Source organism: Cupriavidus sp. LA-1 (assembly GCF_055385985.1).
The window spans coordinates 1,765,858-1,789,995 of the sequence record NZ_AP031387.1; the positions used below are offsets into that span (position 1 = coordinate 1,765,858).

22 protein-coding genes and 4 pseudogenes are annotated in these 24,138 nt (G+C 66.4%); 16 read left to right on the forward strand and 10 right to left on the reverse strand.

The window, feature by feature from the left end; all coding sequences use genetic code 11:
- Positions 1 to 54: 54 nt before the first annotated feature.
- Genes ACZ5MJ_RS08345 through ACZ5MJ_RS08355 form a run of 3 tightly spaced genes read right to left on the reverse strand, consistent with a single transcriptional unit; the run spans position 55 to position 2,851 of the window.
- A complete protein-coding gene (locus ACZ5MJ_RS08345) occupies positions 55 to 819 on the reverse strand; it encodes a crotonase/enoyl-CoA hydratase family protein (protein ID WP_464223370.1) in 765 nt (254 codons plus the stop codon).
- Positions 820 to 862: 43 nt separating this feature from the next.
- Complete coding sequence (locus ACZ5MJ_RS08350; RefSeq protein WP_464223371.1) at positions 863 to 1,627, reverse strand: SDR family NAD(P)-dependent oxidoreductase; 765 nt, start codon at positions 1,625 to 1,627, stop codon at positions 863 to 865.
- 45 nt (positions 1,628 to 1,672) lie between these two features.
- Complete coding sequence (locus tag ACZ5MJ_RS08355) at positions 1,673 to 2,851, reverse strand: thiolase family protein (protein ID WP_464223372.1); 1,179 nt, start codon at positions 2,849 to 2,851, stop codon at positions 1,673 to 1,675.
- Positions 2,852 to 3,068: 217 nt separating this feature from the next.
- Between ACZ5MJ_RS08355 and ACZ5MJ_RS08360 the strand changes: the two genes are divergently transcribed.
- From ACZ5MJ_RS08360 to ACZ5MJ_RS08370, 3 genes are all read left to right on the forward strand, one after another.
- Entirely contained in the window at positions 3,069 to 3,884 is an 816-nt protein-coding gene (locus tag ACZ5MJ_RS08360; RefSeq protein WP_464223374.1) for an IclR family transcriptional regulator, read from the forward strand.
- A gap of 228 nt (positions 3,885 to 4,112) precedes the next feature.
- Entirely contained in the window at positions 4,113 to 4,781 is a 669-nt protein-coding gene (locus ACZ5MJ_RS08365) for a peroxiredoxin-like family protein (RefSeq protein ID WP_464223375.1), read from the forward strand.
- Between the two features lie 66 nt (positions 4,782 to 4,847).
- Positions 4,848 to 5,564, forward strand: coding sequence for an SDR family oxidoreductase (locus ACZ5MJ_RS08370; protein WP_464223376.1), 717 nt, complete (start codon positions 4,848 to 4,850; stop codon positions 5,562 to 5,564).
- A gap of 7 nt (positions 5,565 to 5,571) precedes the next feature.
- Here the strand turns inward: ACZ5MJ_RS08370 and ACZ5MJ_RS08375 are convergent, their stop codons facing one another.
- Both ACZ5MJ_RS08375 and ACZ5MJ_RS08380 read right to left on the reverse strand, forming a co-directional pair.
- Complete coding sequence (locus ACZ5MJ_RS08375; protein ID WP_464223378.1) at positions 5,572 to 6,477, reverse strand: LysR family transcriptional regulator; 906 nt, start codon at positions 6,475 to 6,477, stop codon at positions 5,572 to 5,574.
- 170 nt (positions 6,478 to 6,647) lie between these two features.
- Positions 6,648 to 7,442: a crotonase/enoyl-CoA hydratase family protein gene (locus tag ACZ5MJ_RS08380; RefSeq protein WP_464223379.1), complete on the reverse strand. Its 795-nt coding sequence runs from the start codon at positions 7,440 to 7,442 to the stop codon at positions 6,648 to 6,650.
- A 153-nt stretch (positions 7,443 to 7,595) separates the two neighbouring features.
- On the opposite strand from ACZ5MJ_RS08380, the pseudogene ACZ5MJ_RS08385 reads away from it, so the two are divergent.
- A pseudogene (locus ACZ5MJ_RS08385) lies at positions 7,596 to 7,796 on the forward strand (c-type cytochrome); the annotation flags it as partial.
- 25 nt (positions 7,797 to 7,821) lie between these two features.
- On the opposite strand, the gene ACZ5MJ_RS08390 reads toward ACZ5MJ_RS08385, so the two are convergent.
- Positions 7,822 to 8,775 (reverse strand): Bug family tripartite tricarboxylate transporter substrate binding protein, encoded by a 954-nt coding sequence (locus ACZ5MJ_RS08390; RefSeq protein ID WP_464223681.1) that lies wholly within the window; start codon positions 8,773 to 8,775, stop codon positions 7,822 to 7,824.
- Positions 8,776 to 8,843: 68 nt separating this feature from the next.
- Positions 8,844 to 10,271: an amidase gene (locus tag ACZ5MJ_RS08395; RefSeq protein ID WP_464223380.1), complete on the reverse strand. Its 1,428-nt coding sequence runs from the start codon at positions 10,269 to 10,271 to the stop codon at positions 8,844 to 8,846.
- Positions 10,272 to 10,807: 536 nt separating this feature from the next.
- Here ACZ5MJ_RS08395 and ACZ5MJ_RS08400 point away from each other — a divergent pair.
- The 10 genes from ACZ5MJ_RS08400 (at position 10,808) to ACZ5MJ_RS08445 (ending at position 19,333) form a co-directional block, all read left to right on the forward strand.
- Entirely contained in the window at positions 10,808 to 13,612 is a 2,805-nt protein-coding gene (locus tag ACZ5MJ_RS08400) for a monovalent cation/H+ antiporter subunit A (RefSeq protein ID WP_464223381.1), read from the forward strand.
- Positions 13,612 to 13,980: a Na+/H+ antiporter subunit C gene (locus ACZ5MJ_RS08405; protein ID WP_464223382.1), complete on the forward strand. Its 369-nt coding sequence runs from the start codon at positions 13,612 to 13,614 to the stop codon at positions 13,978 to 13,980. The genes ACZ5MJ_RS08400 and ACZ5MJ_RS08405 overlap by 1 nt, the downstream gene beginning before the upstream one ends.
- Entirely contained in the window at positions 13,977 to 15,524 is a 1,548-nt protein-coding gene (locus ACZ5MJ_RS08410) for a monovalent cation/H+ antiporter subunit D (protein ID WP_464223383.1), read from the forward strand. Before ACZ5MJ_RS08405 ends, ACZ5MJ_RS08410 begins: the two co-directional genes overlap by 4 nt.
- Positions 15,521 to 16,024, forward strand: coding sequence for a Na+/H+ antiporter subunit E (locus ACZ5MJ_RS08415; RefSeq protein ID WP_464223384.1), 504 nt, complete (start codon positions 15,521 to 15,523; stop codon positions 16,022 to 16,024). Before ACZ5MJ_RS08410 ends, ACZ5MJ_RS08415 begins: the two co-directional genes overlap by 4 nt.
- On the forward strand, positions 16,009 to 16,281 hold the full coding sequence (locus ACZ5MJ_RS08420) for a K+/H+ antiporter subunit F (protein WP_464223385.1): 273 nt from the start codon (positions 16,009 to 16,011) through the stop codon (positions 16,279 to 16,281). The genes ACZ5MJ_RS08415 and ACZ5MJ_RS08420 overlap by 16 nt, the downstream gene beginning before the upstream one ends.
- Positions 16,282 to 16,292: 11 nt before the next feature.
- A complete protein-coding gene (locus ACZ5MJ_RS08425) occupies positions 16,293 to 16,637 on the forward strand; it encodes a Na+/H+ antiporter subunit G (protein ID WP_464223388.1) in 345 nt (114 codons plus the stop codon).
- A 130-nt stretch (positions 16,638 to 16,767) separates the two neighbouring features.
- Complete coding sequence (locus ACZ5MJ_RS08430) at positions 16,768 to 17,595, forward strand: class I SAM-dependent methyltransferase (RefSeq protein WP_464223389.1); 828 nt, start codon at positions 16,768 to 16,770, stop codon at positions 17,593 to 17,595.
- 108 nt (positions 17,596 to 17,703) lie between these two features.
- A complete protein-coding gene (locus ACZ5MJ_RS08435) occupies positions 17,704 to 18,801 on the forward strand; it encodes an MgtC/SapB family protein (RefSeq protein WP_464223390.1) in 1,098 nt (365 codons plus the stop codon).
- Positions 18,802 to 18,816: 15 nt separating this feature from the next.
- Positions 18,817 to 18,951, forward strand: a complete 135-nt coding sequence (locus ACZ5MJ_RS08440) for a hypothetical protein (protein WP_464223763.1) — start codon at positions 18,817 to 18,819, stop codon at positions 18,949 to 18,951.
- 229 nt (positions 18,952 to 19,180) lie between these two features.
- On the forward strand, positions 19,181 to 19,333 hold the full coding sequence (locus ACZ5MJ_RS08445; protein ID WP_464223764.1) for a hypothetical protein: 153 nt from the start codon (positions 19,181 to 19,183) through the stop codon (positions 19,331 to 19,333).
- A 9-nt stretch (positions 19,334 to 19,342) separates the two neighbouring features.
- On the opposite strand, the pseudogene ACZ5MJ_RS08450 reads toward ACZ5MJ_RS08445, so the two are convergent.
- Both ACZ5MJ_RS08450 and ACZ5MJ_RS08455 read right to left on the reverse strand, forming a co-directional pair.
- Positions 19,343 to 19,507 (reverse strand): annotated as a pseudogene (locus ACZ5MJ_RS08450) (helix-turn-helix domain-containing protein); the annotation flags it as partial.
- 303 nt (positions 19,508 to 19,810) lie between these two features.
- The gene (locus ACZ5MJ_RS08455; RefSeq protein ID WP_464223391.1) at positions 19,811 to 21,211 is read right to left on the reverse strand and encodes an ISNCY family transposase; all 1,401 of its coding nucleotides are present in this window, start codon (positions 21,209 to 21,211) and stop codon (positions 19,811 to 19,813) included.
- 440 nt (positions 21,212 to 21,651) lie between these two features.
- Between ACZ5MJ_RS08455 and ACZ5MJ_RS08460 the strand changes: the two are divergent.
- Positions 21,652 to 22,481 (forward strand): annotated as a pseudogene (locus ACZ5MJ_RS08460) (transposase); the annotation flags it as partial.
- Between the two features lie 213 nt (positions 22,482 to 22,694).
- On the opposite strand, the pseudogene ACZ5MJ_RS08465 reads toward ACZ5MJ_RS08460, so the two are convergent.
- Positions 22,695 to 22,940 (reverse strand): annotated as a pseudogene (locus ACZ5MJ_RS08465) (IS5/IS1182 family transposase); the annotation flags it as partial.
- A gap of 395 nt (positions 22,941 to 23,335) precedes the next feature.
- On the opposite strand from ACZ5MJ_RS08465, the gene ACZ5MJ_RS08470 reads away from it, so the two are divergent.
- Positions 23,336 to 24,082 carry a hypothetical protein gene (locus tag ACZ5MJ_RS08470; protein ID WP_464223392.1) on the forward strand — a complete coding sequence of 249 codons (747 nt, stop codon included), beginning with the start codon at positions 23,336 to 23,338 and terminating at the stop codon, positions 24,080 to 24,082.
- The last annotated feature ends 56 nt before the right edge of the window (positions 24,083 to 24,138 follow it).

Consider the following 24,138-nt stretch of genomic DNA (forward strand, 5'->3'; position numbering starts at 1 on the left):
CCGTTCTCTGATGCGCTGCGGATGACATCGATGCCCTCCGCCTGGCGTGGACGATTACTTGCCCGTCCACACCGGCTTGCGCTTTTCGGCGAACGCGGCGGCACCCTCGCGGGCGTCGGCGGAGGTGAACACCGGCGCCAGCAGCGGGCGCTGGCGCTCGAACATCTCCTCGGCGCTCCAGTCGGCGGACTCGGCCACGATCTGCTTGCTGACCGCGACCGCCAGCGGGCCGTTGGCGCCAATCTCGTCGGCCAGCGCCAGCGCGCCTTCCAGTGCCTGGCCCGGTTCGGTCAGGCGGTTGATCAGGCCATAGGCGTGGGCCTGTTCGGCGCCCAGCATATTGCCGGTCAGCGCGTATTCCATGGCGATGTGGTACGGCACCCGGCGCGGCAGGCGCATCAGGCCGCCGGCACCCGCCACCAGGCCGCGCTTGACTTCAGGCAGGCCGAACCTGGCCGCTTTCGACGAGACGATCAGGTCACACGCCAGTGCCAGCTCGAAACCGCCAGCCAGCGCGTAGCCTTCCACCGCGGCGATCAGCACCTTGCGCGGCGGCTTCTCGGTCAGCCCGCCGAAGCCGCGGCCGGGCAGGCTGGGGCGCTTGCCTTCAAGGAAGCCCTTCAGGTCCATACCCGAGCAGAAGGTGCCGCCCGCGCCGGTCAGGATGGCCACGCTCAGGTCGTCGCGGCTTTCCAGCTGGTCGATGGCGGCCGCCAGGGCGGTCGCGGTCTCGAAGTCCATGGCGTTCTTCGCCTGGGGCCGGTTCATGGTGATCAGCAGCGTATTGCCGCGGGTTTCCAGTTGCAGCGTTTCGCTCATGCGAGGTTCCTTGTCAGAAGTCGATATCGGTGTGGCCGGCTGCTCAGCGCGGTGCCATGCGGATGGCGCCGTCCAGGCGGATGGTTTCGCCGTTGAGCATGGGGTTCTCCAGGATGTGCAGCGCGGTCGAGGCGTATTCATCCGGCGCACCCAGGCGCGCCGGATGCGGCACCATGGCGCCCAGCGAGGCGCGCACGTTGTCCGGCAGCTTGGCCAGCAGCGGGGTGTCGAACAGCCCCGGGGCGATGGTGCAGACGCGGATCGCGCGCTGCGCCAGGTCGCGCGCGGCCACCAGCGTCATGCCGACGATGCCGGCCTTGGCCGAGGCATAAGGGATCTGGCCGATCTGGCCTTCGTAGGCGGCCACGGATGCAGTCAGCACGCAGGCGCCGCGCTCGCCGTCGATCAGCTCGTTCCTGGCCATGCGCGCGGCACCCAGGCGCAGCGCGTTGAAAGTGCCGATCAGGTTGATGCGCACGATCGACTCGTACTTCTCCAGCGAGCCCGGCGAGCCGTCCTTCTCGACCACGCGCACCGGGCCGCCCAGGCCAGCGCAATGGATCAGCGCGCGCAGCGGGGCGATGGCCTCGGCGGCGTCGTAGACGGCGTTCATCTGGTCGGTGTCGGTCACGTCCGCCTTGAGGAAGCGGACCTTGCCGCCGAACTCGTCGACGGCGGCATTGCCGCGCTCTTCCGACAGGTCGGCGATCACCACGTCGACGCCGCGTTCCACCAGGCGCCGCACGCAGGCCAGGCCCAGGCCGGAAGCGCCGCCGGTCACGACGGCGGACATATTGGTCAGTTTCATGCTGTGTCTCCTTGATTGGATACGTTGTTCGGCAGGGGGCGCCGCTTACAGGCGCTCGATGATGGTGGCGTTGGCCATGCCGCCGGCTTCGCACATCGACTGCAGGCCATAGCGCTGGCCGCTGTCTTCCAGCGCATGCAGCATGGTCGTCATCAGGCGCACGCCGGAGGCGCCCAGCGGATGGCCCAGCGCAATCGCGCCGCCGCGCGGGTTCAGGCGCGCGGGATCGGCGCCGAGCGCGCGCTGCCAGGCCAGCGGCACGCAGGCAAAGGCTTCGTTGATCTCGTAGTGGTCGATCTGCTCCAGCTTCAGGCCGCTCCTCCTGATGGCGCGCTGGCTGGCGGGGATCGGGGCGGTCAGCATGGTGACCGGATCGTCGCCGCAGACGTCGAACGCCACGAAGCGTGCGCGCGGCTTCAGGCCCAGGCGCTGCGCCATGGATTCGCTCATCAGCAGCATGGCGGCGGCGCCGTCGCTGATCTGCGAGGCATTGCCGGCAGTCACGTTCCAGCCGATCTGCGGGAAGCGCACGCTGAGTTCGTCATTGCGGAACGAGGCCTGCAGCGTGCCCAGCTTCTCCACGGTCGTGCCCGGGCGGATGGTCTCATCGTGCTCGACCACGCCGTTGGGCGTGCTGATGCCCAGGATCTCGCGGCGGAAGGCGCCGCTTTCGCGCGCGGCGGCGGCCAGCTCGTGCGAGCGGGCCGAATAGCTGTCCATGTCGTTGCGCGAGAGTTCGTATTTGGCCGCCACCAGTTCGGCCGCGACGCCCTGCGACACCAGGCCGGGTGCATAGCGCGCTTCCATCGACGGGCCGTAGGGGTTCTGGCCGATGCGCGCCGAGCCCATCGGCACGCGGCTCATCGACTCGATGCCGCAGGCGATGACGATGTCATAGGCGCCCGCCATGATGCCCTGCGCGGCAAAGTGCACTGCCTGCTGGCTGGAGCCGCACTTGCGGTCGATGGTGGTGGCCGGCACATGCTCGGGAAGGCCTGCCGCCAGCCACGCCACGCGGCCCGGGCCGGCGGATTGCTCGCCCGCCTGCGTCACGCAGCCGGTGATGACGTCGTCGACCAGGCCCGGATCCAGCCGGTTGCGTTCGACCAGGCCCTTGAGCACCTGCGCCAGCAGCTCGGTGGCATGGAGCTCGGTAAAGGCCGAACCCGGCTTGGAGCGGCCCATCGGGCTGCGAATGGCGTCGACGATGACGGCTTGTTGCATGGGGTGTCTCCTGAGAATGCTGTCAGTTGCGAGTCGGTGACTGGGATATTGAGACTTTCGTACCGAAAAGTGATCGTCCAATACGATGAATTGGGATTCTGGCTTCGGAAACATGGCAAGTAAACCCGAAAACCCGAGTTTGACTTTGGAATAGACGAAGGGCACCATCCGGCTTTCGAGACGCTGGTATCAAAAAACCTTAGATTCCGCCAATGACATGACGAATGCTTCACATGCCTCCCTGCCCCCGCCGCCCACCGATGCCGACGGCGAGGCGCGCCTTGTCAGCGCGCTGGCGCGGGGCATTTCGATCCTCAACTGCTTTTCCCCGACGGTGCAGGAGTTGAGCAGCCGCGAGTTGATGGAGCGCACCGGTCTGGCCAAGCCGACCTTGTTCCGGCTGCTCGATACCCTCTGCGAACTGGGCCTGCTGCACTATTCGGAGCGCCTGTCGCGCTACGTGCCCGGGGTCGGGCTGATCAACCTGGCCGCGCCTGCGCTGGCGCGGATGACGATCCGCCAGCTGGCGCGGCCGGCCATGCAGGAGCTGGCCGACCATATCGCCGGGCAGGTGGAGCTGATCGTCGGCAGCGGCAATGCGCTGACCTACGTCGAGATCGCCCAGGGCGTGGGCAGCCATGTGTTCCGGCCGGAGGTCGGCACGCGCGTGTCGGTCTCGCGCACCGGTTCCGGACGCGGCTACCTGATGCTGATGGGCGAGGCCGAGCGCGAGGCGTATCTAGCCCAACTCCGCGCCGCCGATCCGCAGCGCGCCGACTGGCTGCAGGAGCGCCTGGCCGATGCGGCCCGTGACCTGCAGGACCAAGGCTTCTGCCGCGGCCACCGCGACCTGCACCGCGAGGTGGAATCGATCGCCGTGCCGATGCGCACCCGCCGCGACGGCGAGGCGTGGATCTTCGCGGCTTCGGTGCCGGTATTCAGCCAGCAGAGCAAGCAGCTGGAGGAGGACATCGGCCCGCGGCTGGTAAGCCTGGTGCGCAATGTCGAGGGGGCGCTGGGCGTGGCCGGCTGAGCGGCACGATGCGGGAAGCAGGGCGCTGGCCGGCGCCGGCGCGTTTACCGGCAGCGACGGCGGCAAGCCGCCGCGAGCACGCCGCTTCGCCATGCCTCTGCGGAATGGGAGTTATTCGCCCGTGCCGGCTACCGGCGCGACAGGGGTTCATGGAAGATGGGTTCCAGGACGAGCCGATCGCTCGCCTGCCAGGAAACACGACTTCCACTGATCTCAAGGAGATTCGCCATGTCGCTCCAGGACAAACTCGACGCTTTCAAGGCCGACTTCAAGGCGGGCAAGCCGCCGTACAACGCGCCTCCCGAAATCCACCCGATCATGGAGCGCGCGACGGCCGAACTCGTCGCCAGCGGCCAGGCCGCGCGCGCCATCAAGGCCGGCGATCGCGCACCGCAATTCCGTCTCAAGGACCAGGACGGCAACGAAGTGTCGTCGGCCGACCTGCTCGCGCAAGGGCCGCTCGTCGTCACCTTCTATCGCGGCGTCTGGTGCCCGTATTGCAATCTCGAACTCCAGGCGATGAACGAGGCGCTGCCGCAGATCCAGGCGCTCGGTGCGAACGTGGTCGCGATCTCGCCGCAGACGGCCGTCAACAGTCGCAAGTCGGTGCGTACGAACAAGCTGGGCTTTCCGGTGCTGAACGACGCACGGGGCGAGACGGGTGCCGCATTCGGCCTGCGCTTCAATCTGCCCGACTACCTGGTCGACCTGTACAAGATGCTCAGGAACGACCTGCCCGCGTTCAACGACGATCCGGGCTGGACGCTGCCGATGCCCGCGCGCTACGTGATCGGCCAGGACGGCATCGTGCTGTATTCCGAAGTCAACCCCGACTACACGCATCGTCCGGATCCGTCGGAAATGTTCCCGGTCCTCGAAAAGGTCGCCAAGATCTGATCGGTTGCCGGGGCCGCGCCAATGCAAGTGGCGCGGCTTTTTTTCTTTTATTACATGGAGTCTTGCATGGCTTCCCGCACCTTCCTGATCACCGGCGCGACCAAAGGCATCGGGCGCGCACTCTCCGAGCGGCTCGTGCGCACCGGGCATCGCGTCATCGGCTTTGCGCGCGACGACGCGGAATTTCCCGGCGAACTGGTGCGCGTCGATCTCTCCGACAGTCGTGCCACCGACGCCGCGCTGAAAGCGCTCGCGCAGCGCTATCCCATCGACGGCGTCGTGAACAACGTCGGCCTCGTGCGGCCTCAGCTCGTCGGCGACGTGACGCTCGGCGATCTCGACGACGTGCTCGCGCTGAACCTGCATCCGGCCGTCCAGACCGTGCAGGCGCTGCTGCCCGGTATGCGCGAACGCGGCTGGGGGCGTGTCGTCAATATTTCGAGCCTGACCGTGCTTGGCATCGTGCAGCGCACCGCGTATGCGGCTGCGAAGGCCGCGCTCGTGAGCTTCTCGAGATCGTGGGCGCTGGAACTGGCGAGCACGGGTATCACGGTCAACGCGGTCGCGCCGGGCCCGACCGAAACCGAACTGTTCCGCGCCAATAACGCGCCGGGCAGCGAAGGCGAGCGACGCTATCTGTCCGCGGTGCCGATGGGCCGCTTCGGCCGGCCCGACGAAATTGCGGCGGCGATCGCGTTCCTGCTGTCCGACGACGCGAGCTTCATCACGGGGCAGACGCTTTATGTCGACGGCGGCGCGTCGATCGGGAAGGCGCCGTTCTGAGCGGTATTCAGGCGGCCGGCGTGCGTTCACCGTCGGCGAGCGCCTGTTCGACGAACTCGACGAACGCGCGCGCCCTCGCTGTCACGAGCCGGCCGGCCGGGAACACGGCCCACAGATCGATCGGCGGCAACTGCCAGTCGGTCAGCACGGCCTGCACGCGCCCTGATTCCAGTTCCGGCGAAAACATCCAGCGCGACGCCACCGCCAGGCCCATGCTGCCGAGCACGGCGGTCCGCATGCCCTCGGCCGCGCTCACGCGCAGCCGGCCCGACACGGCCACCGCGACCTCGGAGCCGTTCTTGCTGAACGACCACGCTTCGCCGCCGCCGCGCTGCGAATAAACGATCGCCTGATGGCGAATCAGGTCGGCCGGCGCCTTCGGCACGCCGGCACGCGCGAAGTATTCCGGCGTGCCGACGACCAGCCGCGGGCTGCGCGCAATGCGGCGCGCCGTCATCGACGAGTCGATCAGCGTGCCCATCCGCAACGCCACGTCGGTGCCCTCTTCAAGCAGATCGATGTTGCGGTCGTCGAGCGCGAGGTCGATTTCCAGATCCGGATGGCGGTTCAGGAAGGTATCGAGCTGCGGTAGCACGTGCAGGCAGGTGAACGACACGGCCGCGCTCACGCGCAGCTTGCCGGACAGGCTCGCGGACGCGTGGCGGACGACCTGCTCGGCCTCGTCGGCCTCGCGGATCGCCAGCTTCGCATGGTCGTAGAAGCGCTGGCCGGCGTCGGTCATGGTCAGCCCGCGCGTCGAGCGCAGCAGCAGGCGCACGCCAAGGCGCTCCTCGAGCTGGGCGATCGATTTGGAAATCGCGGGCTGACCGAGATCCATCCGCTTCGCGGCCGCCGAGAACGAGCCGGCTTCCACGACGCTGACGTACGTTTCCATTGCCGCGAGCCGATCCATGTGCTGCTTCTCCTCGTTCGCACCTGCGCTATTCCGCAGAACTCGACCGCCTGGCCGTTCAGCCGCGGATTCGACCGGCGCCGCCGGTCAGGGCCGCAAGCGCTATCCAAGTCTCAAAGTGTTACCCATGTGAGTGAACTTGTTTGTTACCCATGTGGTTGCTCCGTACATTACCCCGTAAACACCGGCGTGCGCTTGTCCAGGAACGCCTGCACCGCCTCGCGGTGGTCGGCGGTCTGGTGCGACAGCGCCTGGAAGCCGGCGGACAGCTCCAGCAGCGTATCCAGCCGGGTGTGCATGGCCTCGCGCATCAGGCGCTTGGCCAGGCGCACGGCATGCGGCGGGTTGGCGGCGATGCGCCCGGCCAGCTCGTAGGCCGTGGGCAGCAGCGCCTCGGGCGCGACCACGCGCGACACCAGGTTCCATTCCAGCGCCAGCTTCGCATCGATCGGCTGGCCGGTGAAGGTCATCTCGGCCGCCCGCGACAGGCCGACCACGCGCGGCAGCAGCCACGCGCCGCCGTCGCCGGGAATGATGCCCAGCTTGACGAAGGACTCGGCAAACTGCGCGCGCTCCGACGCAATGCGGATATCGCACATGCAGGCCAGGTCCAGCCCCGCGCCCATGGCCGCGCCGTTGACCGCGGCGATCACCGGCACTTCCAGGTTGAACAGCGCCAGCGGCAGCCGCTGGATGCCGCAGCGGTAGTCCTGCCGGATCTCCATGCCTGGTACTGCGCCGGAAGCCTGGCGCTCCATGTCCTTGATATTGCCGCCGGACGAGAACGCCGTGCCCGCGCCGGTGATGACCACCGCGCGCACGCTGCGGTCGCCGTGGATGCGCTCGATCGCGGCCAGGAACTCCGCCACGGCGGTATTGCCGGTCAGCGGGTTGCGGCGCTCGGGCTCGTTCATCGTCAGGGTGACGATATGGTCCTGCTGCTCGTAGAGAAGGAAGTTGCTCATGGTGGTGTCTCCGGATACGGGGATGCGGGCTGGTTGCCTGACTTGGCGCCAAGGCTAAGCGACGCATGCCGGCACCGTCCAATATTCATTTCTTCGTCAGTGATATCTGCCGGATATTGCCAGGAAAGCCGGAAATGGCAGCCCGCCTGCGCCGGCGTGGACCGCGGCGGCAATATCCCCAACCTGGGTTATATCGATGCCGCCTTTATCGAGAACCTGGACAAGGTCGTCTTCAAGGGGCCGGCGATGGCGCGCGGCATGCCGGACTTCACCGGCAAGCTGACGCCGGACGACGTCGAGAAGATCAAGGCATTTATCCAGGGCACCGCGGACGCGGTACGGCCCAAACCCTGAGAACCAGGAAGGGCCTGGCCGGGGTTCAGTCCTCGGCCTGGAAGCCAGTCGCCTCCACGATCGGCTTCCACGCGGCGCGCTCCAGCTGGATGCGGCGGCGGGCTTCCTGGCCGGGGCGCGCCGCCACTTCCAGGCCCAGCGCTTCCAGCTTGGCCGCGGTGGCGGCATTGGCCGAGGCCGCGAGGAACATCTTTTCCACCTGCGCCACCACGTCCGGCTGGGTGCCGGCAGGGACGAACACGCCGTACCAGCTGGTGGCGTAGTCATACTGGCTGAAGCCCTGTTCCTTCATGGTGGGCACTTCAGGCAGTGCCTTGGCCCGGCGCGTGCCGCTTACGCCCAGGAAGCGCAGCTTGCCGCCCTTGTACAGCGGCATCATGCTGGCCACGGCATCCCAGCCGATCGACACATTGCCGCTGATCACATCCACCAGCATCGGGGACGCGCCCCGATACGCCGCGGGCGTGATCGCGATGCCTTCCATCTTGCCCAGCGCCACGGTGCCCAGGTGGCCGGCGCTGCCGATGGTGGCCAGGCCCAGGCTGGCGCCGCCCGGGTTGCGCTTGGCCCAGCTCACGTACTCCTTCATGTTCTGGTAGGGCTGCTGCACGCCGGTTGCGACCACGGTCGGCACATCGGTCAGCACCGCCGCCGGCACCAGGTCCTTGTCCGCGTCGTACGACAGCTTCTTGTAGGTCAGAGGAAAGATGGTGAACAGCGGCGAAGGACCGATGAACACGGTCTTGCCATCGGGCCTGGATCGCTTGACGTAGTCGAGCGCCAGGCGCGCCGAGGCACCGGGGCGGTTTTCCACGATCACGGTGCCGTGGCCGTCCTGGCGCAGCTGCTCGGCATACAGGCGTGCCAGGCTGTCGGCGGCACCGCCGGGAGCGTAGCCGACGATGATATGCATCGGCTCGGTATCGGCCGCGCCTGCCGGCGCGGTTATGGCAAAGGCAGTGGCAGCAACGGCGGTCATGGCCAGCAGCCGGCGCGTCAATCGGACTTGATCAGTCATGGCAGTCAGGGAGCAATGTTGTGGGGTGGTCAGGGCAGGGCGGGCCACTGGCCGGTAAAGTCATGCACGGATTCGAACAGGGCCGCCGCCCGCAGCAGCGCGGCATCACCGCGGAATTGCCCGACCAGCTGCAACCCGACCGGCAGCCCGTCGCTGCCAAAGCCGCAGGGCAGGCTGATGGCGGGATGGCCTGTCATATTGAACGGCATGGTCCAGGGGAACCAGTTCGCGCGCACGTTGGGAAAGTCCTGGCCGTCAATCTCGATCTGGCCGAAAAGATCCTGTTCCAGCGGCAATGCGGTGCGCGTGATGGTGGGCATGGCAAGCAGGTCGGCACGAGCCAGCAGCGCCTGCACGCGCAGGAACAGCTGCGAGCGCTCGAACATCGCCTGCTGGTATTCCACGGCGGTGAAGGCGGCGGCGGATTCCACCTGGCGCACGAAGGTCGGGCTTAGGGCATCGCGGTGCTGCGCCACCACCGGCGCAAAGCGCGTGCGCCATACCGTGTGGTTGATGGCGCGCCAGATAGGCTCCACGTCGAACCCCTCGCCGCCGAAGGGCTCCAGCTCGGCGCCGAGCGCGCGCAGCTGGTCGAGGCTGGCCTCGAACGCGCGCGCCACGTCGGCGGCTACCGGGCGGCCCGGCGGCGCCGGGCAAAACAGGATGCGCTTGCCGCGCAGGTCGCCCTGCGGCTGCGCGGCGGCCACGTAGTCAGCCGCGGGCACGCCGATCGACCACGGGTCGCACCCATGTTCGCCGGCCATGGCCTGCAGCATCAGGCCGGTGTCGGCCACGGTGCGCGTGGTGGGCGTCACGTAGGTCTGGTTGCCGAACAGGTCCTGCGCCTGGCTGTGCGGAATCACCCCCTGGCTCTGCTTGATCCCCACCACGCCATTGCAGGCCGCGGGAATGCGCGTGGAGCCGCCACCGTCGGTGGCCACCGCCAGCGGGGCGATGCCGCTGGCCACCGCCACCGCCGCGCCGCCGCTGGAGCCGCCGCTGGTGCGTCCGGCGTGCCAGGCATTGCGGGTGAGCCCGAACAGCGGCGAATCGGTCAGGCACTTGGAGCCGAATTCCGGCGTGGTGGTCTTGCCGATCAGGATCGCGCCCTGCGCGCGCAGCCGCGCCACCGCCACGGCGTCATCGGCCGGGACGTTGTCGCGCATCGGCACGGCGCCAAAGGTGGTGCGCACGCCGCCCGTGTTGACAATGTCCTTCACCGTGAACGGAATGCCGTGCAGCGGCGGCAGCGGCCGGCCGGACATGACCTCGGCTTCCGCCGCGCGCGCCGCGGCCATGGCCTGGTCCGCGCACAGGGTGATAAAACAGTTCAGCACCGGCTGCAGCCGTTCGGCGCGCGCCAGCACGGCACCGGTCAGTTCCACCGGCGAGATTTCCTTGCGCCGGATGCGTTGCTGCAGCTCAGCGGCGCTGACAAGACAAAGCGCTTCGCTCATGAGGCGGGCGTCTCCTTAAAATGACCGCGCCTGCCGGCTCCGGCGCGCGCAGGCGTGATGTCGATGACCTGGAACGGGCATCTTACAACCGGCCGGGGTCCACGGGCACTATCTCCGCCAGGTTCCGTTCGCCAGGAAGTGTTCCGCAAGCATCGGGGATGCCGCGACAAACGCGACCGCGACTGCAATCGTGAGGAACAAAGACCGCTTCATTGCTGTCCTGGTAGCCGTGGGGCCCGAAGGCGTACGTCGCGGGACGCTGCTGCGCAGCACGGACCATTGCGACGCGCATTCAGTTTCTTTTGCGGTACGATGATTTTTTCGTTATTCGAATCAATTGACTGGCACAGCTTGCGCAATGCCGGCAGAATCCGGACAGTAGGGACCACGATCGCCCGCAGAGAGAATCCAGACCATGACCACCGCCCCGATGACGAAACCGCAAGCGCTGGCCCGGCCTGCATCCTCGCGCACCTCCTCGGCCCTTGCCCGGCTCAGGCCGGCCGCGACCCCGGGCAACGGCTGAGGGGGCGCGCATGGCGCTGGTGCTGCTGATCGCGCTGCCGTTGCTGGCCGCGGGGCTGACGTGGATGGTCGGCATGCGTGCCGCGCGCCTGCAGGCACCGGTCATCATCGGCTTTCCGCTGGCCGCGCTGGCGCTGCTGCTGAGCCTGCGCGCCGACGTTTTCGCGCAGCCGGGCCATGCACTGGGCTGGCGCGTGGCATGGCTGCCGGCGCTCGGGCTGGACCTCTCGCTGCGGCTCGATGGCCTGTCATTCCTGTTTGCGCTGCTGGTGCTCGGCGTGGGCCTGCTGGTAATCCTGTATGCGCGCTACTACCTGGCGCGCAATGAATCGGCGGTGCGCTTCTTCTGCCTGCTGCTGCTGTTCATGGCGGCCATGCTGGGGGTGGTGCTGGCCGGCAACCTGCTGTTGCTGGTGGTGTTCTGGGAACTGACCAGCATCCTGTCCTTCCTGCTGATCGGCTTCTGGTCCTGGCGCACCGATGCGCGCCAGGGCGCACGCATGGCCCTGGCGGTCACGGGCGGCGGCGGGCTCGCGCTGCTGGCCGGGGTGTTGCTGCTGGGCCATATCTGCGGCAGCTTCGAGCTGTCCGTGGTGCTGGCCCAGGCCGGCAAGGTGCAGCAGCACCCGCTCTACCTGCCGATGCTGGTGTTGATCCTGCTGGCGGTCTTCACCAAGTCCGCGCAGTTCCCGTTCAGCTTCTGGCTGCCGCATGCGATGGCCGCGCCGACGCCGGTCTCGGCCTACCTGCATTCGGCCACCATGGTCAAGGCGGGGGTGTTTCTGCTGGCGCGGCTCTATCCGGTGCTGGATGGGACCAACGGCTGGTTCTACCTGGTCAGCATGACGGGGCTGGCCACGCTGATCGTGGGCGCGGGCCTGGCGCTGCTGCAGCGCGACCTGAAAGGGCTGCTGGCCTATTCCACCATCAGCCACCTGGGGCTGATCACGCTGCTGTTCGGGCTCGACACCCAGCTCAGCACGGTGGCCGCGATCTTCCACATCATCAACCACGCGGTGTTCAAGGCGTCGCTGTTCATGGCCGCGGGCATCATCGACCATGAAACCGGCACGCGAGACCTGGACCGCCTGCACGGGCTGGCGCGCTATATGCCGCACACCGCGGTGCTGGCCATCGTGGCGTCGCTGTCGATGGCGGGCGTGCCGCTGTTCAACGGCTTCCTCAGCAAGGAAATGTTCTTTGGGGAAACCCTGGCGCAGGGGCTGCTGGGCGAGTTCAACTGGGTGATCCCGGCCGCGGCAACCATGGCCGGGGCGCTGACGATGGCCTATTCGCTGCGCTTTATCTACGGCGTGTTCTTCGGTGGGGCGCAGCCCGACGTGCCCAACTACCCGCCGCACGAGCCGCCGCGCTTCATGAAGGTGCCGGTGGAGTTCCTGGTGGTGATCTGCCTGGTGGTCGGGCTGGTCCCGGCTTATACCGTCGGCGACCTGCTCGCGGCGGCGTCGCTGGCGACGCTGCGCGCGCCGCTGCCGGAATACAGCCTGCACCTGTGGCATGGCGTGAACCTGCCGCTGTTGATGAGCCTGGTGTCGATGGCGGGCGGCGCGACCTTGTTCTTCCTGCGCCGCGACGCGCTGCGGCGCTGGCGGCAGGCCATCGAACACCTGAGCGCGCGCCGGTCGTTCGAGCACGGCATGGCTACCCTGGAGCGCTTTGCCAGGGCCGTCACGCACTGGCTGGAAGACGGCTCGCTGCAGACCTATGTCGCCTGGATGCTGCTGGCGATGCTGGCCGTGCCGGCGTATTTCCTGACCGACCTGGAATCCCTGGCCGGCAGCGTGCCCGCCGGCGCCATCGAACCGATCGGCGCCGCCACGCTGGCACTGCTTGCGCTGTGCGCCATCGCCGTGGTGGTGGCGCACCGGCAGCGGCTGCTGGCGCTGGTGCTGCTGAGCGGCTGCGGGCTGATGGTATCGCTGGCATTCATGCGGTTCTCGGCGCCGGACCTGGCGCTGACGCAGATCTCGGTCGAGGTGGTGACCATCCTGCTGCTGGTGCTGGCGCTGTTCTACCTGCCGCGCGAAACCCATGACCGCCCCGGCCACGGCCGCCGTGCGCGTGATGCGGTGCTGGCGCTGGGCGGCGGCATGCTGCTGGCGGTGGCGGCCTATGCCGTGATGACGCGGCCCTATGACCCGGTGTCTGCCTTCTATGTCGACCAGTCCGTGCCGGGCGGCGGCGGGCACAACGTGGTCAATGTGCTGCTGGTGGATTTCCGCGGCTTCGACACCATGGGCGAGATCTGCGTGCTGCTGATCGCGGGCCTGGCGGTGCAGGCATTGCTCAAGGGCATGCGGCTGCCAACGCCGTCGGCGGCGCCCGACGGGCTGCCGTGGACCAGCCAGGCGCATCCGCTGCTGCTGGCCATCCTGGCGCGGCTGATGCTGCCGCTGACGCTGCTGGTGGCGGTCTTTATCCTGCTGCGCGGGCACAACCAGCCGGGCGGGGGCTTTATCGCGGCGCTGATCACCTCGGTGGCGCTGCTGCTGCAGTATGTCGCCAACGGCGTGCGCTGGACCGAGGCGCGCATCGCGCCGGACTATCGCGCCATTGCCGGCGCCGGCATCCTGCTGGCGGGGCTGGCCGGCCTGGGCAGCCTGGCCTTCGGCTATCCGTTCCTGACCACCGCCTTCGGGCATTTCCACATCCCGGGCATCGGCGAGGTGGAACTGGCCACGGCCATGATCTTTGACCTGGGAGTCTTCTGCACCGTGACGGGAACCACGCTGGTGATCGTGTCGCACCTCGGCGTTCGCAACCTGCCTCCGGCCCAGGCCGCGGAGGACGACTGATGGCCGCGCTCTACGCCATTGCCATCGGCATCCTGACCGCCAGCGGCATCTACCTGCTGCTGCGCGAGCGCGTGTTTACCGTGGTGCTCGGGCTGACGCTGCTGTCCTATGCGGTCAGCCTGTTCCTGCTCGGCATGGGACGTCTGTCGATCGGCAGGCCCCCGGTAATCGCGCCCGGGGCCGGCTATGCCGATCCGCTGCCGCAGGCGCTGGTGCTGACGGCCATCGTGATCGCCTTCGGCATGACGGCCTTTGCGGTGGTGCTGGCGCTGCGCTCGCTGGGGCTCACCGGCAGCGACCATGTGGACGCCGCGGGCCAGCCCGAGGCACACCATGACGATGCGGACAAGGTGGAGTCGCGGCCATGAACCACGCCGTGCTGCTGCCCATCCTGATCCCCATGTTCGCCGGCGCGCTGCTGACCGCAATGCCGGCCCAGCGGCTGCGCGCACAGCGCATCGTCTGCGCGGTGGCCGCGTTGCTGCTGATACCGGTGGCGGTGCTGCTGCTGCGTCAGGCGGCTGCCGGCGACATCGCGGTCTATGCGATGGGCAACTGGAGCGCGCCGTTCGGCATCGTGCTGCAACTGGACCGCACCGGCGCGATGATGCTGGCCCTGACCGCCGTGCTGGCCATAGCCGCGCTGGCGGCGGCAGGCGAGGGCACCGCCCGGCAGGGGCGCCACTTCCACGCGTTGTTCCAGTTCCAGTTGATGGGCCTGAACGGTGCCTTCCTGGCCGGCGACCTGTTCAACCTCTTTGTCTTCTTCGAGATCCTGCTGATCGCGTCCTACGCGCTGCTGGTGCACGGGGCGGGGCGCGCGCGCATCGGCGCCGGGCTGCACTATGTGATCCTGAACCTGGTGGCGTCGTCGTTCTTCCTGGTGGCGATCGGCGTGCTGTACGGACTGTCCGGCACCCTGAACATGGCGCACCTCGGCCTGCGGCTTGCCGGCCTGCCAGCCCAGGACCTGCCGCTCGCGGTGGCGGCGGGCGTGATGCTGATGCTGGTGTTCGCGCTCAAGGCGGCACTGTTCCCGCTGTACTTCTGGCTGCCGCGCGCCTACGCCAGCGCCACAGGCCCGGTGGCGGCGCTGTTTGCCATCATGACCAAGGTCGGCATCTACGCGATGCTGCGTTGCGATGCGCTGATCTTCGGCGGCCCGCAGGGCCTGCTGGGCCCGTTCCTGCATGACTGGGTGTTCGTGCTGTCGCTGGCCACGCTGGTGATCGGCGCGCTGGGCGCACTGGCTGCCAGGGCCCTGCGCGCAATGACCGGCTATCTGGTGCTGGCGTCGGTCGGGCTGCTGGCGGCCTGCCTGGCGATGCAGACCCAGGCCAGCTGGGCCGCGGCAATGTACTACCTGCTCAGCACCACGCTGTGCACCGCGGCGCTGTTCCTGCTGGCCGATGCGCTGGAGCCGGAACCGGCGCGCGAGGACGGCGCGCCGGTCAGCGCCTCGCGGCTGGCCGGGCTGCTGTACCTGGTGGGAGTGGTCGCGGCAGTCGGGCTGCCGCCGCTGTCGGGCTTCCTCGGCAAGGCCATGATCCTGCGCGCGACGCCGTCGCCGTGGATGCCGGTGCTGTGGCCGGCGGTGCTGGTGTCGAGCCTGCTGTTGCTGATTGCCGTATCCCGCACCGGCACGCGGCTGCTGTGGCGCCTGCCGCATGAGGCCGGGCGCGTGCCGGAAGGCGATGAATACCCGGACGAAGACCATCCCGGCGCGGCGCGCCTGCGGGTGCGCCCGGACACGCGCAAGCTGGCCTGCTGCGCGCTGCTGCTGGCGGGCAACGTCGCGCTGACGGTGTGCGCGCGGCCGGTCAGCGACTATGTGGCGGACGCCGCCGCGCAACTGCTGGACCGCGCCGCCTACCTGCGCGCGGTGCTGCCCGGGGAGCAGGGTAAGCCATGATGCGCCGCTTGCTGCCCCATCCCTGGCTGAGCCTGATCCTCATGATCATGTGGCTGATGCTGACCCACAGCGTGGCGCCGGGACACTGGCTGCTGGGCGCGGCGCTGGGCTGGGCCATCGGCCGGCTGGCCGACCGCTGGCTGGTGCTGGGCGCGTTCCGGCTGTCGCGCCCGGACCTGATCCTGCGGCTCGGCTTCCATGTGCTGATCGATATCGTGAAGGCCAACCTGGAGGTGGCCGTCATGGTGCTGGGCCCGACCGCGCGCCTGCGTCCCGCCTTTATCGTGGTGCCGCTCGATGTCGAACATGAACTCGCCACCACCGCGCTGATCAGCATCGTCTCGCTCAGCCCGGGCACGCTGTGCGCCGAACTGAGCGACGACCGCCGCGCCTTGCTCGTGCACGTGCTGGACCTGGAGGAAGAGGCCGCGCTGGTCGAGCTGATCAAGTCGCGCTATGAAACCCCGCTCAAGGAGATCTTCCAATGCTTGCCATCGTGATTCCGGTCTGCCTGGTGATCCTGGGACTTGCCTTCCTGCTGACCCTGGCGCGGCTGCTGCGCGGGCCCAGCCTGCCCGACCGCATCGTGGCGCTGGATACGCTGAGTATCAACGCCATTGCGCTGATCGTCGTGCTCGGCATCAGCCTGGACTCGGCACTGTTCTTCGAAGCCGCGCTGCTGATCGCGGTGATGGGCTTCGTCGGCACCGTGGCGCTGTCCAAGTACCTGCAGCGCGGCGACATCATCGAATACTAGGAGCGGACGTCATGCTGCACCCCGTTGCGGAATTCATCGTATGCGCGCTGCTGCTGGTGGGCAGCGTGTTCATGCTGATCGGGGCGATCGGACTGTTCCGCTTGCCGGATTTCTTCATGCGCCTGCACGGGCCGACCAAGTCGACCACGCTGGGCGTGGGCGGGGTGGTGCTGTCTTCGGTGGCGTATTTCAGCTTCCGGGGCGATGCCAGCCTGCATGAACTGCTGGTGAGTGCCTTCCTGTTCCTGACCGCGCCGATCAGTGCCCACATGCTGGCCAAGGCCGCGCTGCAGCGCCAGCTGCCGGTGGACCCGCGCACGCGCGGCAGCGGCTGGATGCCGCGTATCAAGGACTAGGGCCGCGACGCACCAAACCCGATCAAAGCCGCGTCGCGGGCATCAGGCGCGGTTTACATTCCTCGCGATGTGTCCTACACCCAGTCAGGCGACACCGGCAACTTTGCGGCCGGGGCAGGGGGCAATGACCATGGACATGCAACACCAGGACAAAGTCTTCGCGGGGGCGATTCCCGAGGTCTATGAGACCTTGATGGTGCCGATGATCTTTGCGCCATATGCCGCCGACATGGCCAGGCGCATCGCCGCGCTGCGGCCGCGCCGGGTGCTTGAACTGGCCGCCGGCACCGGCGTGCTGACCCGGGAAATCGCCGGACGGCTGCCGGCGGACACCCTGATTGTCGCCACCGACCTCAACGCGCCGATGCTGGCGCGGGCCCAGGCGGCGGGCACTGCGCGCCCGGTGCAATGGCGCGAGGCCGACGCCATGGCGCTGCCGTTCCCCGACGCCAGCTTCGACATGGTGGCCTGCCAGTTCGGCGTGATGTTCTTCCCGGACAAGGGCAGGGCGTTTGCCGAAGCCCGCCGCGTGCTGGTGCCGGGCGGCACGCTGATCTTCAACGTCTGGGACCGGGTCGAGTTCAATGCCTTTGCTCGCGATATCACCGGCGCGCTGGCCGCGCTGTTTCCCGACGCGCCGCCCGATTTCATGGTCCGCGTCCCGCACGGGTATCACAGACAGGCGGCAATCGAGCAAGACCTGCGGCTGGGCGGCTTCACAGCAGGCGCGGTCTTTGAAACGGTCACCGAAACCAGTCAAGCGGGCTCCGCACGCATCCCCGCAACGGCGTACTGCCAGGGCACGCCGCTGCGCGCCGACCTGGAGAGCCGCGGGCCGGACGCGCTGTCGCGCGCGACTGAACACTGCGAGCAGGCGTTCGTCCGGGCCTACGGCACCGGGCCGGTGGCCGGGCCCATGCAGGCGCACGTGGTGACGGTGGCGGCGCCCGCCACCTGAAGCGTCGGAGCGCCGTTCGAAGGCCAGCCCCGAGGCGTGCACAAATCGCCGCCTGCACCGATACCGCAGCCAGGCGCATCACGACTACAGGATCCTCGGGCACCGGTTATGGACTCCCTGATCATTTCGGCATCGGTGGCATTGGGCATTGGACTGGCGATCGGGCTGGAACGCGAGCGCAGCCAGGCCGCTGACGGCAGCGGCGAAGCCCCGGCCGGGTTGCGCACCTTTGCCCTGGTCAGCCTGTCGGGCGCAGCCAGCGCCATGCTCTCGTCCGGACTGGTGCTGCCGGCGATGCTGCTGGGCGCGGCCCTGCTGACGGCGGTGAGCTACCACCGCTCGGCCGGCCATGACAGTGGCCTCACGACGGAATTCGCATTGCTTTTGACCCTGCTGCTGGGCGCGCTGGCGGTGAGCCACCCGGAACTGGCTGCGGCGCTCGCCACGGTCGTGGTGCTGCTGCTCCATGGCAAGCCCATCCTGCACCATATCGCCCGCCGCGTGGTCACCCGCGAGGAAATGAGCGAGGCGCTGATCCTCGCCACCGCAGCGCTGATCGTCTGGCCGCTGCTGCCGGATCGCTACATGGGCCCGCTCGACGCCTGGAACCCGCATGCCATCTGGCTGGTGGTACTGCTGGTGCTGCTGGCCGGCGCGGTCGGGCATATCTGCGCGCGCATGTTCGGCGACCGTCTGGGGCTGCCGGTCTCAGGCCTGTTTGGCGGCTTCGTTTCCAGCACGGCCACCATTGCCGCGATGGCCGTGCTGTCACGCAAGAGCGCGGAGCGCATTCACGGCCCGGTGGCTGCCGCCTTGCTGTCCAGCGTCGCCACCTATGTACAGATGCTGCTGTTGCTGGGCGCCACCAGCCTGTCCGCGCTGACGGCGCTGGCGCTGCCGCTGGCCGCGGGGCTGGCGGTAATCGCGGTGTCTGGCGGCATCTGGCTCTGGCGTTCCTGGCACGAGGCGCGCGGCGGCTCAGAGGGCCTGCCCGGCGGCCGGACCTTCGACTGGCGCGGGGCAGCGGCCTTTGCAGTGCTGTTTGCCGTGCTGCGGCTGCTGGGCGCTGCCACGCAGGCGTGGGCTGGCAACGAAGGATTGCTGGCGCTGGCCATCGGCGCCGGATTCGCCGATGCGCACGCCGCGGCGACGTCGATTGGCTCCATGGTAGGCGCGGGCAAGATCGAGCCGACCGCCGCGGTGTAGCCGGTGCTGGGGGCATTGACCGCCAACACCGTCAGCAAGATCGTCGCATCGGCGGCGGGCGGTACGCGCTTCGCGCTGCCGGTGGCGATCGGGCTGGTCTTGTCGACCGGCGCAACCTGGGTAGCGGCATGGCTGCAGCGCCTGGCTTGAGGCGTCGCGGCAGGTCGGCTACCATCGGCCCGGCGCTGCCCGGATTCCCTGGTCCTGGAAGCTGGCAACGACGGCGCTGCTGCTGGCGGGCGGCACCGATGTGCCCGTCACCCCGGACACCTTGCGCCGGGGGCTGCGCGAGTTCGGTTTCATCTATCCCGATGCGGTGCTTAACTGACCGCGTTGGCAGCAACCCAGGTTCGACAAGCCGCTGGGCGTGGTAAGCGGAATGATCGGCCGCGATTTCCCGAAGGTCCGGCTGGAAGTTTCCAATCTCGGCGGCGCTGCCTGCCATGCAGGCATTACCTACGGCAAGGACGGGCGTCCCACCAACGACGTCTGGTTGGCGATGACCAGGAGCGCCTTGGCGACGATTCTGTAAGCCTGGAGCGCCTTCATCCTGATACCGGCGCAGCAGGCGCAGCGTCTGGCGTGGACTCAAGCCCAGCCGAGCCGCTGCAATGCCTGTCTTCAGGTGACCGTCTGCCAGGGCCTGCAAGACCTTGAGCCGGTCCAATTGGCGCATCGTCATGGTGATCGTGTCGGGGCGGCCCATGATCGTGCTCCTGGCTGGCTTGCAAGGCCGCCAGCTTGGCACGGTGCAGGACGGGGTGCGACATTTGAACTTAACCCAAGTACGACACTAGAAAAAACGGCCAACAGACAATGTCTAGGCAAAGTTGAAATGTCCGGGCGCCAGCAAAGTTGAAATGTCCGGTTGTCCGGTGACTTTTCGTCTTGTTTGTTCAGTTTTTTGGGGTTCCCGTAGGGCGGTGGTGCTGGCCTGACACGACTGAGTCCAGCTCAGAGTGAAGCCGTCCTGCCAGGGCCGCGTTGAACTGCCAGTCGCAAGCTGAGGTTAGCTCTCCGTTCCGTTAAGTGGCCACGGCTGCTCTTGCAACCGTTTCAGAGCTTCCAACATATCGTTCTGGCCCAGCGATCGCTGCGACTTCTTGCCGGGCGGTCGTCCTCGCTTGCGGGGAGCCCCCTCCGTGCCAGGCACAGATAGTGACCGTGTGTTGTCGCGCTTCTCCTGAACGTATTGGGCCATCTGCAGCACATGTCCCAGGCGCTTGTTGTCCACGATCGCTCCCTGGTCCACTTCCGACAGCCGGTCATAGGTGGTATAGGGCAGGGCGGCGCCATTCGCCCGCGGCTCGATCCTGCCATCCGGGTAGTGATAGACATCAATGTAGCGGCCGGCCAGCTTGCGGTGCTCCGGGGTGTCCGCCAGCAGGTAGAGCATCTTGTCGTACTGGATCGTCAGGCTCTTGGACACGCAGCGTGGCTCGCGCCAAGCGAAGATCAGATCCAGATTCTCATCCGGTCGCAGTGGCCGATGGGCGTTGTGGTTATTGCGCGGCACCTTGGCAAAGCGCGCGTTGTAGTCGGCGATGAACTCCGCCATGAAGGCATTGGCGGCCTCCATGGTGCTGATGCCACGCAGGCGTAGCTCCTTGACCAACCGGTCCTGCAGGGTCAGGTGAGTCCGCTCGACGCGGCCCTTGGCCTGGCTGCTGTTGGCGCAGATGCCTTCGATGTTCAGCTCAAACAACGCCCGGGCAAACTGGGTGTGGCCGTCGCCGCTGGTCGCCCCTTGTTTGTTGACCCGGAAAACGCTGGCCTTGTCACTGTAAAACGCCACCGGCTTGCCGTGGCGCTCCAGATAGGCGCGGGTCGCGGCGAAGTACGTGAACGTGGCCTCCGAATGGGTAAAGCGCAGCTCCATGATCCGGCTGGTGGCGTCGTCGACATAAACCAGCAGCGTGCAGGCTGGCCCACGCTCCTCAAACCAGCGGTGATCGCAGCCATCAATCTGAATCAGTTCGCCATAGCAGGCGCGCCGGTTACGAGGCTGGTAGACCTTCGGCGGCCGCTGTTTGCGCGGCACCCACAGGCCGGCTGCCGTCATCAGTCGGCGGATTGTTTCCTTGGACAACGTCAGTCCATGGCGCTCGCGCAGCTTCTCGGCCGCCAGCGTTGGACCGAAGTCGGCGTAGTGTTCCCGAATCAGGCTGAGGGCTACGGATTCGCGGTCCGCTGGCATGCGATTGTTGCTGGGTCGACCGCGCCGGCGAGAAGCCAGCCCGGTTGCGCCTTCCAGCCGGTAACGCTCCAGCAGCCGCCGGAATTGCCGGTCCGTGATCTCCAATCGTTCGGCAGCCACCCCGGGCCGCAATTGACCATCCACGACCGCCTGGACGGTCTTGAGCCTGTCTAACTCACGCATGCTTACTGTAATGACCTCGGTTCCAGCCATCGCCGGGCGTCCTTTTATGCATTCAACCGGGCAGGCTGAATACCACGAACAGGCGCCTCAGGCGGACATTTCAACTTTGCTAAAACGGCTTTCAAGGTAAGCGTGTGACGCTAGCATCTGAACCGAAGTGGTTGAATTGAAAAGCTATTTTTTGAAAGTGCTTGATAAGTATCACATAAGATGTTCAAGGTAAGAAGGTGTGTCAAAACACCAGTTCGGCAGCGGAAAGCAAAATTGGAGTCACATTCTGCACCACGCAGGCAAAGCGTCGGATTTGTGAAGGCACTGCGTACCTACGTCTGATCTGCCCATCGTCCCTCAGGTGGGACATTTCCCACTTTCCCCAACGCCGAGTCCTAGGAGCCTGTCGGGCTTTCCTGCCTTCCACTCGATGATGCCTTCCCAGATAATCGCGGCAGCACAACCGAGAAACTATCCCGATGAGCCGCTTCGTTCCAGTTGACCGAGACACAGCGTACCTGCTGCCGCCGTCAGTGGACGAATGGTTACCGAGCAATCACCTGGCGCGCTTCGTGGTCGAAGTCATCGAGCAGCTTGATCTGAGCGAACTGACGCGCCAGTATGCGGGCCGGGGCTCGGCGGCGCACCATCCAGCAGTGTTGCTGGGCCTGCTGATCTACGGCTATGCCAACGGCATGCACTCCAGCCGCAAGATCGAACGCGCGACCTACGACTCGGTGGCTTTCCGCTACGTGGCAGCCAACACCCACCCGGATCACGACACGCTGGCGACGTTCCGACGTCGATTCCTGAAGGAAGTGGAGCTGCTGTTCGTGCAGGTGCTCGTGCTGGCGCGCGAGATGAAACTGCTCAAGCTCGGGCACATTGCGCTGGACGGCACCAAGATCGACGCGAACGCGAGCAAGCACCGCGCGCTGTCGTGGGGTCATGCCCACAAGATCGAGGCGCAGTTGCGACAGGAAGTGCAGGCGCTGCTTGCGCTGGCCGAGAACAGCGCAAGCAGCCATCCCGGATGGCATGGACGTGCCGGCGGAGATCGCTCGACGCGAAGATCGCTTGAGCGCGATGGCGCTGGCCAAGGCAAAGATCGAGCAGCGCGCCGCCGAGCGTCATCAGCGCGAACAGCAGGAGTACGAGGCCAAGACGGCTAAGCGCAAGTCTCAGAGGGATGCTGGCAAGAAGCCGCGCGGCAAGGCACACGCTGATCACGGACAACGGCTTCTTCAGTCAGGCCAACGTGATCGCCTGCCGCGACGCGGGAGTCGAGCCTCTGCTGGCGCTGAGTCGCATCATGCCCCCGTGTTGGGACTTTCCGCCTGGCTCGCCGCCGATTCAATCCGGCGCAGTTCGAGGTCTACAAAAGGAGCGCTTTGCCCCCGATGTGCCGCCGCCCCAGACCACGGACCCGGTTGTGCAGATGGCGCACCGACTGGCACACAAACCGGGCGTGCCCTCTACAGCTTGCGCAAGCAGATGGTAGAGCCGGTGTTCGGCATCATCACATCTCACCCAGCACCGCGGGCAACGCCACGATCTGCTCCAGCGTGGGCACGATTTCTCGCTTGTCGTTGCACGCCTGGCTCACGTGCCGGGTGACCACCATCATCGTTTCGGTGTCGACGCCGGCTTGCGCGTTGTAGCATTGCTCGAAGCCCCCGCCCGAGACGGGCATGATGCGCGAATCTTCATCCGTGAGGTTCACCTGGTCACCGTCCTTGGGGCCAGCCTCTGGCGGCTCGGGATCCTGCTCTCCGAAGACCGCCACACCATCACTAGTTTGATCCCCGCCTACCTCTTCCAACGGTGCCATGAAAACACACACGAAGTGCGGTCCGATGCTCTGGGCGCGTGTTCGCTTTGTCGGAGGCGGATCCATCACAAACAGATATTGCCCGGCTTTCAACGCAAAAGATACGAAAACGACGCACAGCCGTACATTCCGTCAAATCTTGACTAACAACATTAACTCGTGGGTGCGCGGTGTTCGCATGATGAGCAGAAACACGTCCGCAAAAGTAATCGTGTTTAATAGGTATCCCACACGATTTAACTAGGAAAACAATAGGTATTTACCCTTAAATGGCTTGACGGGCGGGTCAGTCATCCGGTCCAATGGTGACTCTCAATGCACGGACAAAAGCAATGCAGCAACTCGAAGGTGCCAGTTTCAACATCGATCTTTGGATGAAGCCACAGCATCACAGTGAACCGAAAAATCTTTCACAGTCCCTAGCAAACCACTTTGAAGACGCTGTCATATTTCATTCTGAGAAGATGGTCCGCGAGGTTCATGCCTATGGCTATGAAATGAAGGCCTGGTTGCTCGCGCTCGAGGCAGATCCGAACGTCGCTTCCTACAATGAGGCACCTCCCGAGTGTTCGATGACAATCGATGATATAAAGGTGGTGCTTAATCCACATATTGTGATTTTGGGCCGCGACAGTTCTATCACTGCCATCCGGTTGGCTAAGAGAGCGGCTGATTTTTCGAAGGCAGCTTATTCCCACGCGAAGCGGCGTGGCATGTCGCTGGTCTACGTCCCACCGATAGACCGCGAACATAAGGCCCTATATATAGAGAACACCTTTAGGATGTTGCGGTTCATCGAGACGCATGCTCCACGGCTTCGTCCGGCGGAGGTCGGAGAAATTCTACGTCTTGTTGATGCCCATCATGGTCCAAAGACCCTGGGTGCAGTTTGCCTCCAAATGGCGAAGATCTCGCCCTCCCGCGCTGCGGCTGCAATCGCACATCTGATATTCGAAGGGCAATTGATCGCAGACCTAGACTCGGTGCCCTTTGACCGATCGCTGGTAATCAAGTGTGCTGACGCATCGCTGCAACGAAGCTCGCTACGATTGGATTATTTCAATAAAAAGGCAGCGTAATGCTTATTCACGGGATGGTCGATGCGATCAGCTTCGCCCCGAGGTGCCTAGATCTC